The sequence below is a fragment of the Lutibacter sp. Hel_I_33_5 genome (assembly GCF_007827455.1).
In the GTDB taxonomy this organism is placed as follows: domain Bacteria; phylum Bacteroidota; class Bacteroidia; order Flavobacteriales; family Flavobacteriaceae; genus Polaribacter.
On the sequence record NZ_VISM01000001.1, the window covers coordinates 490,438 to 505,467 of the forward strand.

General features: G+C 30.9%; 8 protein-coding genes. 4 read left to right on the top strand and 4 right to left on the bottom strand.

Annotation, left to right across the window (positions count from 1 at the left end):
- Genes OD91_RS02215 through OD91_RS02230 form a run of 4 tightly spaced genes read right to left on the bottom strand, consistent with a single transcriptional unit; the run spans position 1 to position 3,034 of the window.
- Positions 1–861, bottom strand: a complete 861-nt coding sequence (locus OD91_RS02215) for an EamA family transporter (protein WP_144894770.1) — start codon at positions 859–861, stop codon at positions 1–3.
- The gene (locus OD91_RS02220) at positions 858–1,469 is read right to left on the bottom strand and encodes an HAD-IA family hydrolase (RefSeq protein WP_144894771.1); all 612 of its coding nucleotides are present in this window, start codon (positions 1,467–1,469) and stop codon (positions 858–860) included. Before OD91_RS02220 ends, OD91_RS02215 begins: the two co-directional genes overlap by 4 nt.
- Positions 1,462–2,568: a bifunctional diaminohydroxyphosphoribosylaminopyrimidine deaminase/5-amino-6-(5-phosphoribosylamino)uracil reductase RibD gene (gene ribD / locus OD91_RS02225; RefSeq protein ID WP_255513143.1), complete on the bottom strand. Its 1,107-nt coding sequence runs from the start codon at positions 2,566–2,568 to the stop codon at positions 1,462–1,464. Before ribD ends, OD91_RS02220 begins: the two co-directional genes overlap by 8 nt.
- A gap of 7 nt (positions 2,569–2,575) precedes the next feature.
- Positions 2,576–3,034: an LEA type 2 family protein gene (locus OD91_RS02230; RefSeq protein WP_144894772.1), complete on the bottom strand. Its 459-nt coding sequence runs from the start codon at positions 3,032–3,034 to the stop codon at positions 2,576–2,578.
- A 54-nt stretch (positions 3,035–3,088) separates the two neighbouring features.
- On the opposite strand from OD91_RS02230, the gene OD91_RS02235 reads away from it, so the two are divergent.
- The 4 genes from OD91_RS02235 (at position 3,089) to OD91_RS02250 (ending at position 14,538) form a co-directional block, all read left to right on the top strand.
- Positions 3,089–3,580 carry a GNAT family N-acetyltransferase gene (locus OD91_RS02235; protein ID WP_144894773.1) on the top strand — a complete coding sequence of 164 codons (492 nt, stop codon included), beginning with the start codon at positions 3,089–3,091 and terminating at the stop codon, positions 3,578–3,580.
- Positions 3,577–4,539, top strand: coding sequence for a peptide chain release factor N(5)-glutamine methyltransferase (gene prmC / locus OD91_RS02240; RefSeq protein WP_144894774.1), 963 nt, complete (start codon positions 3,577–3,579; stop codon positions 4,537–4,539). Before OD91_RS02235 ends, prmC begins: the two co-directional genes overlap by 4 nt.
- Positions 4,540–4,722: 183 nt before the next feature.
- Positions 4,723–6,171 carry a LuxR C-terminal-related transcriptional regulator gene (locus OD91_RS02245; protein WP_144894775.1) on the top strand — a complete coding sequence of 483 codons (1,449 nt, stop codon included), beginning with the start codon at positions 4,723–4,725 and terminating at the stop codon, positions 6,169–6,171.
- Between the two features lie 432 nt (positions 6,172–6,603).
- Entirely contained in the window at positions 6,604–14,538 is a 7,935-nt protein-coding gene (locus tag OD91_RS02250) for a LamG-like jellyroll fold domain-containing protein (protein WP_144894776.1), read from the top strand.
- The last annotated feature ends 492 nt before the right edge of the window (positions 14,539–15,030 follow it).

Consider the following 15,030-nt stretch of genomic DNA (forward strand, 5'->3'; position numbering starts at 1 on the left):
CTACGCAAAAGAAACTAATAAAATACTAATGATTGCCAAAGCGAAACCTACCCAATTTTTTTTGATGAGTTTTTCTTTAAAAAACAACAAGGCAAAAACTGTTGTTAACACAACAATCCCAACATTATTAATTGTAAACAACGTAGAACTATCTATGTCAGTCTTAAAGGCTTTTAATAAAAGCTCCATAGAATAATAATTAGGAACTCCTAATAAAATTCCTCCAAGAATATTTTTCCAATGAAACTTAAATTTTCCTTTTATTATTTGAAAAAGCACTACCAATAAACCTAAAACAAATGCACAACCAAAAATAGTTGCTAAAAATAACGGTTCCTCTCCTTTTAAAACCGAAGTAGTTTCCACATATTTTAATCCAGTATCTAAAACCCCAGAACCAATAAAAAGCAACAATGGAAATAATAAATTTTTAAACTTAACAGGGGTCGTATCACTTTTTGCAGACGACAAATACACCGCAAATAAAGCAATTACAATACCTACAATTTTTACAAAACCAACGTCTTCATTATAGACAATGATTCCAAAAATTACTGGGATCACTACAGACATTTTTCCTGAAACAGATGCAACCGACAAACCATTTCTTTGAGCAGTAATTCCCATCACATTAAAAATTGAAATAAATAAAAAACCTAAACAAAAAGCTCCAAAAAACCAATTTTGCTGTGGTATCTCAACTATAGAAACCGAAGTATTTGATGTAAATAATCCATAGAGCAAAGCGATGGCATAATTAACCACAATAGCCTGTAATGTGTTAATTTTAAAAACATCAAATAATTTAAAAATAACGAATAATAAACTTGATACAAGGATACTTAACGCAAGATATATCATAGCTTAAATTCTTTTCTAGTAAATAAATTTACGACATCTTCTGTCTTGGGATTTAAATTCCAAATAGGCATTCCTAATGCTTTTGCAGTGTCAGTATTTTCTTTGGTATCATCAATAAAAATAGTTTCTTCAATTTTTAAATTGTTTTCCTTTAAAACAAAATGGAAAATATCTGCATTCGGTTTTCTCATGTTTATTTCATGAGATAAATAAAATTGCTCAAAACATTTTTTAAACTCATTATACAACTCTTTTCCCCAATTATTCTGAATCCAAGAAATATGTAAATCATTGGTGTTGCTTAACAAAAACAATCTATACTTTTTATTGTTAGATAACTCCTTAATAAAATCTAATCTATGTTTTGGTAGATCTCGCAAAATTGAATTCCAAGCGTTGATTAAATTTGATTTTGAAACTTTAAATTCCATATTAAAAAAATCAACAAACTCAGCAGTTGATAATAATCCTTGTTCATATTGATTACAAACTTCCATCATTTGATCAGAAATTCCTGGAACACCTAATTTTGCTAACTCTTTAAGCGGAGCTTGTTTATCTAAATTGATGAATATGTCACCAAAATCAAAAATGATATTTTTAATCATTCTTATAAATTTTTAAATCATCATTCATTATTTTTTCTTCTGATAGTAGTTTGCCGGAAAAATCTGGCGCTTCTACTCCACTTTTAAAATGAGCATCACCAACAAAAACCCTAGCTTCATCCCATAAATTTTCATTAATAAATGTTTGTAGAGTTAATGCACCACCTTCAATAATTACTGATTGAATTTTATGTTTATGTAAAACATCACAGATTTGTTTGGCAATGTTATTTGTAAAGTTTATTTCTTCATACAAGATTTGAGACTTCTCTCCTATCGACTCTGCTCGAGATAACATACTCGAAGTGACATTTTGTAAACTTTCATCTTTTGTCTTTTTACTTTCATCATTCACCTCAGTTATGACAATCGTCTTAACAGTTTGGTCAAAAACATGTAAGTTGGCAGGAATTCTTAATGTTCTATCTAACACAATTCTAATTGGATTTTCGCCCGACCAACTTCTAATATTTAATTTAGGATTATCAGCAATAGCAGTATTTGCACCCACTAAAATAGCATGTTCTTCAGAACGCCATTTATGCACTAATTGTTGAGAATATTGATTTGAAATCCATACAGGTTTTTGTTCATCCTTTTTAAACGGCGCAATAAATCCATCTTTGGTTTCAGCCCATTTTAAAATAATATAAGGTCTTTTTTTATCTTGAACCGTAAAAAAACGTTTGTGATGTTCTCTACATGCTTCTTCTAAAACTCCTACGATTACATTTATTCCTGCATTTTTAAGACGTTCAATTCCTTTTCCTGCAACTAAACTATTAGAATCCACAGTTCCAATAACTACATTTTTAAGTTGATGTTTTATTAGTAAGTCTGCACAAGGTGGCGTTTTACCAAAATGAGAACATGGTTCTAACGTAACATAAATAGTAGCTTCTTTTAAAAGTGTTTTATTTTCTACCGAATTTATAGCATTTACCTCTGCATGATTTCCACCATAAGACGATGTAAATCCTTCTCCAATTATTTCATCATCATAAACAATTATTGCTCCAACTGATGGATTTGGACGCGTTGTTCCAATACCGTTTTTAGCAATTTGCAAGCAACGTTTTATGTAAAAATCGTGATTCAAAAAAAAACTATAATTTTATTTCTTCTATTTTATCTATTGGATATACTTTAGAAAAACCAAGTACTTTGTATTTTAAATCACCTTTAAACTGAACTTTTATCGACTTGTTTAAAAATGTATTTAATAATCCACCTAAGATTCCATTTTTATTATTTTCAAAAATTCGATTTGAAGGAATTACTACTTTCAAAGGAATAGCAAATTCTTGCCTAGCAGGCACTTTAAATTCTTCAGAAGAAACTTGCGCTAATTCAGCACCATTAACAATCACTTTAATCTCATCGGTAGAAATTTTTCCACCAATATCATTCGGATTTTTAAAGTAAGCGTTAGCACTTAATCGGATTGTATCTAATTTTAAAGAAACAACTTTTACATCATCAACTTTAATAAAGACAGGTTTTTTCTTTACCGAACAGCTAGAAATCAATAAAATAATAAAGCCAAAAATTATGCGATTTTTCATATAACTATTCTTTAAAAATTAGGTAACTTGCTTATACAAAAATAGTGTATTAGAATGACTCCATCAGAATTTATTATTAGAGAAATTCAACCGAAAGATAATGCTGAATTAGCGATTGTAATTCGTGAGGTTTTGGTTGAACTTGGTGTTCCAAAAGTAGGCACTGCTTATGAAGATGAGGCTACTGACAATATGTTTGAAAATTATCAAAAAAACACCTCAACCTACTTTGTAGTTGAACATAAAAACAACATTGTTGGTGGTGGAGGAATTTCTCAGCTAGATAACTTTGAGGGAAAAACCTGCGAACTTCAAAAAATGTATTTCTTACCTTCAATTAGAGGGAAAGGGTTAGGAAGTAAATTAATTACAACTTGTTTAAAAAAAGCCAAAGAGTTTGGTTTTGAAAATTGTTATTTAGAAACCATGCCGTATATGACCGCTGCAAAAGCGCTGTACAAAAAAAATGGTTTTATTAACTTAGAAAAACCTGTAGGAAATACTGGTCACTATTCATGTAATGTTTGGATGATAAAAAAACTATGATTTTAAAAGAATTTAGAGTTTTTTTTCGTGATGAACTCTCATCAAAATATCCTAAAACCGAAATTGATGCATTCTTCTTTTTATTGATAGATGAAAAATTAGGACTTCAAAAAGTTGACACGGTTATAAAACCTGATTTTTTAATTTCTGATGAAAAATTTGACGATTTAAAAACGATTATAAAAAGACTACAAAACGAAGAACCCATCCAATATATTTTAGGTAAAACCGAATTTTACGGATTGCCTTTTTCTGTAAATAAACACACGTTAATTCCAAGACCCGAAACAGAAGAATTGGTAGAGTGGATTATTGATGAAGTTAAGGAGAGAAAAGGGGAAAGGGAAAATGGAAAAGAGAATTCTACATTAACCCACAACCCTTCATCTTTAACCCTATTAGATATTGGTACTGGCTCAGGCTGTATACCTATTTCATTAGCAAAAAACTTAAATAACGTGTCGATTTCTGCAATTGACATTTCTAAAGATGCTATAAAAGTTGCTGAAAAAAATGCAATATTAAATGAAGTAAATATCAATTTTATTCAGGCTGATATTTTAAAAATTGATTCTCTTGATGTCATTGCGAATGAAATGAAGCAATCTCATAAAAAAAAAATTACCTCGTTGAAAACTCCTGGCAGTGACGTGAAATTTGACATTATAGTTTCAAATCCTCCTTATGTAAGAGAATTAGAAAAAGTGGAAATAAAAAACAATGTTTTACAAAACGAACCTCATCTAGCTTTATTTGTTGAAAATGATGATCCATTAATATTCTACAATAAAATCGCTGACCTAGCAAAAAAACATCTTTCTACCAACGGAATACTTTTCTTCGAAATCAATCAATATTTAGGAAAAAAAACTACTGAGTTGTTAGAAAAAAAAGGGTTTAAAAATATTGAATTAAAGAAAGACTATTTTGGGAATGATAGAATGATAAAAGTTTATTAAAAGTTAAATTGTTAAAATTAGCATATGTTATTTTTTTAAGTATTTTTACAGTAACCAAAACTAACTAATCATATGAAACCTAAACTTTATTAAGAACTGCATTTTAAATATCTTATTCCCTCAATTTTATATTTTATTTCACAATAATTAGATTTTACATTAACCAAACTTACTAAATCTACTATGTTTAATAAACATTTTAAAGCTTTTAGCTTTTTTATGGTTCTTTGCATTGTTTTATTAAATAAAACTTATGCAATAGAGACTATAAAAAGTGACTCTATAAATTACACTCTTACTTTTTTTAAAGAAAAATCTCCAACCTCACTTAAAGAGGTTTTAATTAAAGAATTTAAAAAAGTACCAAAAAGCAATAATTTTGGATATAAAAATGGTAGCTACTGGTATAAATTAGAAATTCAAAAAGCAACATACAACAAAGATTATATTATATATGTTCCAACTCATAACATTGAAAAAATTGAACTTTTTAAACTTAACGGAGACAAATTAGAATACATTGGTAAGTCTGGTAATAGTGTACAGCAAAATGATCTTCATTTCAATTTTAAATTCCCAGCTTTTAAATTGAATGAAAAAGAAAAATTTACCTATTATTTAAAAGTAGATTTTCCAAAAGAAGGGAACTTCCCTTTAAAAATAGTTTCAGAGAAAAATTTTTTATCTGACAAACTAAATAAACAATCTCTTATAAGTTTTTTCTATGGCACTTGTATATTAATACTTATTTTAAATTTATTATTCTACTTCAAGTACAAAAGTAAAATCTACCTATATTATATTGGTTTTCTTTTTCCAGTAATGATAAATTTAATGTTAATTGACGGCTCTTTAATTAACATTTTTAGAGGTAATCAATTCTATTATTTAATAGAAATAGGTTCTCATTTAGTCATGAATGTATATTTGATTCTTTTTTCTCTTAATTTTTTAGAATTGAATAAAAGAGTGCCAAAATTTTCAAAACTCTCAATACTTTCCCCTATAATAGTTGCCATTTTATACCTTCTTTACTTAATTTCCAACAATTATATATTAGTAGTTTTAGGAGACACTATTGGGCTTATTATTTTTCCAATACTTTGGTTTCTAGGCTTATTCTATATCAGAAAAGCAAAATACGCAAAGTATTATGTAATTGGTTATTTTTTTTTAATACCTATTGGAGTTTATTACCTCTTAGGTTTAGGATATGGAGAATGGTATGTTGATGGAGAAGGCACATTTATAAAAGTAGCAAGTTGGCTTGATATGATTGCTTTTACTTTTGCTATTAACTATAGATTTAAAATAAGAAGTCAAGAAAAACAAAAGATAATAGAAGAGTTAAAAGAAAAACTTAATTTAAACAATACTCAAATTTCTAAAAATAAAGAAATAGACCCCTATTTTATTTTACTTAAAAAGAATGATTATACTTCTGAAGCTTTAACACTTAAGGAAATTGAAATTTTAAAACTCCTAATTAAAGGCAACAGTAATAATGAAATCGGGAATAAATTATTTATATCAAACAACACCGTTAAATATCATATTAGAAATATTTACCAAAAAGTAAACGTTAAAAGTAGAGAGAGTTTAAAAGAAAAAATATCCGCCTCAATAACCTAAAAACAAGTGCTTTATACTTTCGGGTGGGAAAAACTACCCTACCATACTTAGGTGAATACATTTAGTTTAAATAGATTTACTGCAACCAAAAAACTAACTACTATTTCTATGATACTACTTAACTATTATTACACATAAAATTCAAATAAACTTGTACTTACAATGCATAGGTATAAATACCTGATTTTTAATTAGGCTGTTTTTTTACTAAAAATTGTATGTGATTTTACATCACCAAACAAACAAAAACTAACCAAAGTTATCCCTATACTGCTTTATAAAAACAATTTTATAATGTATTTATAACTCTCTATTCTAAGAGAACAACAAAACACAAATTTTCACGAATTAACACATGTCAATTTTAACAAATTGATAGTATAGTTCTATTATAAACACTCAACTAAAACTAATAACTAAACATAACCGAAAATGAAAAACAACTACTCAAAATTTATTTTAAAAACACTATTGCTATTTGCAATACTGTTTGGGCTTGAAACATATGCTCAACAAAACATTATAGCTCAAACACAAAACATAACAGTTCAATTAGATGCAAATGGAGAAGCAATAATAACACCGCAACAAATTAATAATGGTTCAACAGCTACTACAGGTATACAAAGTCTTAATTTAGATACTTCAGATTTTAATTGTACTGACATTAATGGTGATAGAAATTTTTCTTATTTATTAGATGGTGAAACTGACGCAACTGGTGATGAAATTTTAGTAGATGACACAAATTTAACAACATTAACAACGCAAACAATTGAAGCTTGGATCCGCCCAGCAACCGGTGCTAGTGATAATGATGTTTTGGTAGCTGTAAGAAATAATATTCATAATTCTAGATTTAGCATACACATTAATGCTGATACTAATACTATTGGAATATTTAATTCTACTAATTGGCAAACAATTACAACAATTATTAATGCTAATCAGTGGTATCATATCGCTTTGGTTATGAATTCAACCAAGACTTTAGTTTATCTTGATGGTGCTTTCGAAGGGGAAATTAGTACGGGAATTAATACAAGTCTTGGAGCAAATGCGCCTTTATCTATTGGTTCTCCAAACGATACTGGTTGGTATTCTGAAAAATGGGAAGGAAATATTGATGACTTAAGAATATGGAATGATGAAAGAACAGCATTAGAAATAGCTAATAATAGAAACATCGAATTAGTAGGAAACGAGGCAGGTTTAGTTGGTTACTTCGATTTTAATGAAGGTACTGGAAATACAATTACTAATCTTGCAGGTACAGTAAATGGTACTGCAAATAATTCTCAAAATGCAAATTGGTCTACAGATTCACCAATTGAAAGCAATGGAAACACTGTTAATTTAACAGTAACTGATGTAAATGGTAATTCTGCAACAACTCCTGCAAATGTTATTGTTGTAGATAATATTGCACCCATTGCACCAACTTTAGCAGATGTAACTGGAGAGTGTTCTGCAACTGTTACTGCACCAACAACAACTGATAATTGTGCAGGTACAATTACAGGTACAACCACAGATTCTTTAACATACACAACTCAAGGAACTCATATAATTACATGGAATTTTGATGATGGTAATGGAAATAGCACTACAGCATCTCAAAATGTAATTATTAGTGATTCTACTCCACCAACAGCAATAACAAATAACATTAGTGTAAACTTAGATGCAAACGGAAATGCAAGTATTACGCCACAACAAATAGACAATGGTTCTAGTGATGCTTGTGGTATTTCTTCAATTAGTTGTTCTAGAGTTGGAGGTTCTGGAAATGGATTAACAAATTTTTTAAACGGAACATTAAATAATGGAACAGCAGATATAATAGAATATTCTAATTCTAATGCACCAAACTACAGAACTTCCTTTGGGACAACCTGTAATGAAGCTTGGTTTGCAAGAGGTATGTTATGTGATCTTGCTCCAAATCAAAATGATCCAGATAATAGTTCTAGGCAAGACAATAATGCAGGTGCTACTTGGAGAAATACAAGTCCAGGTAATAGTTATGGGAGATTAGTTATAGATTTAGGAAGTTCTCAAACTATAAATGCAATGAGTATATTTCAAATGTTCTCAGATGGAAAAACAACTCATATTGAAGCGTTTGCTTATAATGGTAATTTAGAAAATCCTAACAGTTCTTCTCCAGGTTGGAATCAATTATTCCCATCAACATCTGTTGGTGCCGGTGTGTTAAATGGTACTACAGTAAGTAGTCCTTTAAAAACTACATTCCAAAGTACAAATACTCGATTTATAAAGTTATATGCTAAAAATGATGGGTCATTAGGCTTTTCAGGTTATATTGAACTTAGACAGGTAAAGGTATTTAACACAAATGAAAGTAATGCTTGTGATTTTAATTGTGATGATTTAGGTGAAAACAATGTTACACTAACAGTTGAAGATAAAAATGGAAATATTTCTACTAAGGATGCTATTGTAACTATTATTGACGCAATTGCTCCTGCTTTAGAAGCTACTCCTGCTGATCTAACTGTTGAATGTCACTCAATACCAGATGTAGCTACTATTTCTGCAACCGACAATTGTGATTCAAACATATCAGTTAATTTTACAGAACAAAGAGCAGATGGATTCTCTAATGATAACTATACGTTAACAAGAACTTGGTCTGCCACAGATCAAAGTGGTAATACGGTTTCTGAATCTCAAGTTATTACTGTACAAGATGTTACTCCGCCAACTATAGTTGGTCAAAACATATCAGTAACATTAACCGCTTCTGGTACCGTTTCTATAATACCACAGAATGTTTTAAATAATGGCTCTGATACTTGTAGTACAGTTTCTTACACTATTAGCCAAAACACTTTTGGCGCAACAGATGCTATCAATAGTCCTGTTACAATTCAGTTAATAGGAACTGATGAAAGTGGAAATGCAACAACAATTCCTGTTCAAGTAACAGTAATTGATCCAGTACCCGTTGTAATTACACAAAACATCGTTATTCAATTAGATGATAATGGAACTGTTGTGATAGATCCTTTACAAATTGATAATGGATCTTCTTCCGCAGTTGGAATTGGAAGTTTATCTCTTGATATTTCAGCGTTTAACTGTGAAGACATTAATAACCCAGTTACTGTTACGTTAACAGTTACTAGCACTTTAGGTTCTAGCTCAACTGGCACAGCAATTGTTACAGTACAAGATACTATTGCACCAATCGCGCCTATTCTATCTGATATTTTAGGTGAATGTTCTGCTACAGCAACAACACCAACTACAACAGATAATTGCGCTGGTTCTATAACGGGTACAACTACTGACTCTTTAGAATATACAATACAAGGAACTCATACAATTACTTGGTCTTTTGATGATGGTAATGGAAATACAACTACAGCAACACAAAATGTAATTGTAAATGATACAACAGCTCCAATAGCTATAACAAAAAATATTACTATTCCATTAGATGCTAGCGGAAATGCTATTATTACTCCTCAAATGATTAATAATGGTTCTTCTGATAACTGTGAAATTGATAGTATTACTTTAGATAATACAGTTTTTGATTGTAGTAATGTAGATAGTAGTGCTCAATGTAATGCTGGAACAGCATTAGACCTTGGAGCTGATAACGATTACGTACGGATCGGAGATCCATTTCATGAATTTAGTAATCAGATTACTGTCTCCTGGTGGGTTAACTTCCAAGGCAACAGTGCTTGGATGACGCAATCTACTTTTGGAATGAGTAGTAATAACACCAATGTTTGGAATATGCACGCTAGCGGTGCGAATGGTATTACTTGGTACATCAATGACAATGGTGCCTATAGAGCAGTATCACTTAATACTACAGCTGGCTGGCATTTGATTACTGGTGTAGCAGATACTACTTCAACTCGACTTTATCTTGATGGAAATTTAGCTAGTACTGATACAGGTATTAACAATATTAGAGTTAATGCCAATAGTGAAATTGCAATTGGAATTGATGGGAGAATCCCTAGTAGGAATAGGAATTTTCAGACAGACGAAGTATTAATATATAATAGAGCTTTGAGTGAAACTGAGATCCAAGACTTACTTATGAATTGTCCAGATATATCAGATAATTCATTGGTAGGATATTGGGCAATGAATGAAGGAAGTGGAAACACGATTGAAGATCAATCTATAACAGGAGCGAATGGTGTTCTAATAAATATGACCGATGCTGATTGGGTAACCTCGGGAATCAATAATATTGGTGCTGGTTCTAGCAATGAAGTTACTTTAACCGTAACAGATGTAAATGGAAATTCTTCTACAGCAATAGCTAATGTTACTGTAAATGATATTACAGCACCTACTTTAAACGATGTTCCTGCTAATGTAACTGTAGAATGTGACGCTATACCAAATGCAGCTACTATTTCTGCATCTGATAATTGCGGCAATCCAACAATAACTTTTGTTGAAGAAAGAATTGATGGTAAATCTAATGATAACTATACATTGAATAGAACTTGGACTGCTACAGATCAAAGTGAAAATTCAGTATCTCATACTCAAATTATTACTGTACAAGATACTACTGCACCTTTTTTCGATGCAACACCTGTTGATATAACTGTTGAATGTGAAACTGTACCAGCTGCAGCTACTATTTCTGCATCTGATAATTGCGGCAATCCAACAATAACTTTTGTTGAAGAAAGAATTGATGGTATTTCTAATGATAACTATACGTTAACTAGAACTTGGACTGCTACAGATCTAAGTGGTAATACGGTTTCTGAATCTCAAATTATTACTGTGCAAGATGTTACTGCACCAACAGTTGTTGGACAAAACATTTCAGTTACATTAACTTCTACTGGTACAGTTTCTATTGTACCAGAAAATGTATTGGATAATGGTTCAGATAACTGTGGAACTGTAACATATTCAGTTTCTCAAGATACTTTTGGAGCAACCGATGCAGTTAACAGTCCAGTAACGGTTCAATTAACAGGAACTGATGCAAGTGGAAACGCAACAACTGTACCTGTATTAGTTACAGTAATTGATCCTGTACCTGTTGTAATTACACAAAACATCGTTGTTCAATTAGATGATAATGGAACTGTTGTGATAGATCCTTCACAAATTGATAATGGATCTTCTTCCGCAGTTGGAATTGGAAGTTTATCTCTTGATATTTCAGCGTTTAACTGTGAAGACATTAATAACCCAGTTACTGTTACGTTAACAGTTACTAGCACTTTAGGTTCTAGCTCAACTGGCACAGCAATTGTTACAGTACAAGATACTATTGCACCAATCGCGCCTATTCTATCTGATATTTTAGGTGAATGTTCTGCTACAGCAACAACACCAACTACTACAGATAATTGCGCTGGTTCTATAACAGGGACAACTACTGACTATTTGGAATATACAGCTCAAGGAATTCATGTAATTACTTGGTCTTTTGATGATGGTAATGGAAATATTGCAACAGCTACTCAAAATGTAATTGTAATTGATGTAACAGCACCAACAGCTATTGCACAAGACATCTCTATCAATTTAGATGATAATGGAAACGCTACAATTACTCCACAACAAATTGATAATGATTCTAATGACGCTTGTGGAATTGCAAGCACCTCTCTAGATAAAAATTCTTTTGACTGCTCAAACGTAGGTTCTTCAGCTAGTTCTTCTTCTTTTTCTTTTGATGGAATAGCGAATGCAAATGGTGATGAAATTTTAGTAAATGACACTAGTTTCTCTACATTAACAGCACAAACTATAGAAGCTTGGATTCGTCCTGCCTCTGGATCAAATGGTAATGAAAGTTGGTTAGCAATCAGAGATAGAGTTGGTAATTCAAGATATAGTATTCATACAAACCCTAGCGCTAATACTATTGGTGTCTATAATAGTACACATGGTTATAGAACAATTTCAATTTCTACAGGTATAAATGCAAATCAATGGTATCATGTTGCAATGGTAATGAATACTACTAGAACTTTAGTTTATGTTAATGGTACTTTGGCTGGGCAAATAGCCGCAGGAATAAGTACTAATCATGGAGCTAATGTACCTCTATCTATCGGTTCTCCTAATGATGCAAGTTATTATGGTGAAAAGTGGCAAGGAGATATGGATGATCTTAGAGTATGGAACACTGAAAGAACAGCAACAGAAATAGCAGACAATAGAAACAATGAACTTACTGGAAATGAAGTAGGTCTTGTTGGTTATTTTAACTTTAATGAGGGTTCTGGAAATTCTGTTGATAATCTTGCAGGAACTATTAACGGTACTGCAAACAATTCTCAAACTGAAAATTGGATAGATGAATCACCTATTAGTGGAAGTACTGGAAACATGGTTACGTTAACAGTAACTGATGTAAATGGAAATTCTTCTACAGCAACAGCTAATGTTACTGTAGTTGATAACATTTCACCAGAAATATCTGATCCAGCCGACATTAATGTTTTTGCAACAAGTGCAGCAGGAGCGGTTGTAAATTATAACACACCTATAGGAACAGATAATTGTACTGTAACAACAGCCTTGACTGCTGGTTTAGCAGACGGAGAAACTTTCCCTATTGGAACAACAGTTGTTTCATATACTGCAACTGATGGATCTGGCAATACTGCTACTGCAACATTCAATGTTATTGTAACTGGATTACCACCAGAAATTGTAGTTCCTGAAGATATTACTGTAAATAATGATTCTGGAGAATGTGGTGCCATTGTAAATTATGCTGCTACAGAAACTGTTGGTATACCTGCTTCAACTATTACGTATGATATAGAACCAGGTAGTTTCTTTGCTGAAGGAACAGTTACTGTAACTGCAACTGCAACCAATCCAGTAGGTACTTCTACAAAAACCTTTACAGTTACTGTAAATGATAATCAATTACCAAGTGTTTTAACTCAAAACTTAATTATCAATTTAGATGCAAATGGAAATTCAACGATTACACCACAACAAATAGATAATGGTTCTTCAGACAATTGTGGAATCGCTTCTATTTCTTTAGACAATGACACGTTTAATTGTAGTAATGTAAGTACAAATACTGTTACTTTAACAGTTACTGATGTAAATGGAAATAGTAATTCTTTAACAGCTAATGTTACTGTAAATGATGTAACTGCTCCAAATGTAATTACTCAAAACATAATAATTGAGTTAGATGAAAACGGTGAAGCTTCAATCACTCCTGCTGATATTGATAATAATTCAACAGATGCCTGCGGTATTGAATCGTACTCTTTAGACAAAGATTCTTTTGATTGTTCTAATACTGGAGATAATACGGTGGTTTTAACGGTTACGGATGTAAACGGAAATGATGCATCTTTAAGCGCAACTGTTACGGTACAAGATAACATTGCTCCTACTGTAATTACTCAAAGTTATTCAATTGATTTAACGAATGGAGTTGCAGATATTATTCCAAGTAATATTGATGGTGGAACTTTTGATAATTGTGATTTTACACTTTCAATTGATAGGGATCACTTTACCTGTGATGATATAGGAGATCATGTGGTTACTTTAACCGCTACAGATGCTTCTGGTAACTCAAGTTCAGAAACTGCAATCGTTTCTATTCTTGGTAATGTACCAACAATAGGTATTAATGATTTTAATATAGTACAAACTCAAAAGAAAAATACTATTTTCTTAGGTTTTGGACCTCAAAGTATTAATCTATCTACAGTTGTTGATGGTGGAAGTGGATTTACATATGAATGGACAACTTCTACAGGAGAAGTAGTTTCTAACCAAGCAAATCCAACTATTAATCCAACAGTAAGTACAACTTACTATGTAACTGTTACCAATGCTAATGGATGTACTGCTTCAACTTCAATTTATGTTTGTGTTATTGATGCTAGAGCTTATGATAGAAAAGGTAGATACAAAGGAAAAGTATTAGTATGTCACCATACAAATGGTAAAAAAGGAACCAAGCATGTTATGATTAGCATTAGTAAAAATGCTGTTATGCAACATTTAACTAAACATGGTATAGGAACAGATCATGCAGATAGTTTAGGTGCTTGTAATGCTCAGTGTGTAACAAATCAAACTATTTTAGCAAGAACTAAAACTATTAATTTAAGTTCTGTAACTACATATCCAAATCCTTCAAATGGAATTTTTGAAGTGAGGTTAAGTAAAGCTGAAGATAATACTCGTTTATTACTTTTTGATTTAACTGGTAAACTTATTCTTCATAAAACTATTAGTACTAAAAAAGCTAGTATGGGAAGTAATAACTTACCGTCTGGTGTATACATTCTTAAAGTTATTTACAACGATAGTATTAGTACTAAAAAACTAATAATAGAAAAAGGAAAATAAAAATCGTTTTGACAAATCTTAGGGGGATTGTCTAAATGTAAAACAGGTTAAGAAAATTCTTAACCTGTTTTTTTTATGCGTATTAATACGTGTTTCTATCTATTATTTTGACTTTTAAACAATTATACATTACATTAGCTATACCAAACATTTAAATACTAACCAAAGTTATCCCTATATACTTTATAAAAACTACTTTATGATGTATACACTACTATTCTAAGAAAAGTAATTCTCAACAATTTTACCGTATCTAATATTATTGGACTATCTGTTAAATTCTAAATACAAAAAATTTAATGATACTAAATACAATATAAGAAAAACATTGTTTTTACTAAAATACTTATCTAAATACTAGGTTCGTATAATTTTTCGCACTCAATCACCTCATAAATAAATTACAGGGTCTTATGAATAAAAAAGTTGTGTCTATGACATTTTTTTCACTCTCTATTCATTAACTTTTTATTTTTGAATTGAAAAAAGTGA

Bases quoted from the DNA above. Each gene is read 5' to 3' on its own strand.
- OD91_RS02215 (WP_144894770.1), bottom strand. From the start codon at position 861: ATGATATATCTTGCGTTAAGTATCCTTGTATCAAGTTTATTATTCGTT.
- OD91_RS02220 (WP_144894771.1), bottom strand. From the start codon at position 1,469: ATGATTAAAAATATCATTTTTGATTTTGGTGACATATTCATCAATTTA.
- OD91_RS02230 (WP_144894772.1), bottom strand. From the start codon at position 3,034: ATGAAAAATCGCATAATTTTTGGCTTTATTATTTTATTGATTTCTAGC.
- OD91_RS02235 (WP_144894773.1), top strand. From the start codon at position 3,089: ATGACTCCATCAGAATTTATTATTAGAGAAATTCAACCGAAAGATAAT.
- prmC (WP_144894774.1), top strand. From the start codon at position 3,577: ATGATTTTAAAAGAATTTAGAGTTTTTTTTCGTGATGAACTCTCATCA.
- OD91_RS02245 (WP_144894775.1), top strand. From the start codon at position 4,723: ATGTTTAATAAACATTTTAAAGCTTTTAGCTTTTTTATGGTTCTTTGC.
- OD91_RS02250 (WP_144894776.1), top strand. From the start codon at position 6,604: ATGAAAAACAACTACTCAAAATTTATTTTAAAAACACTATTGCTATTT.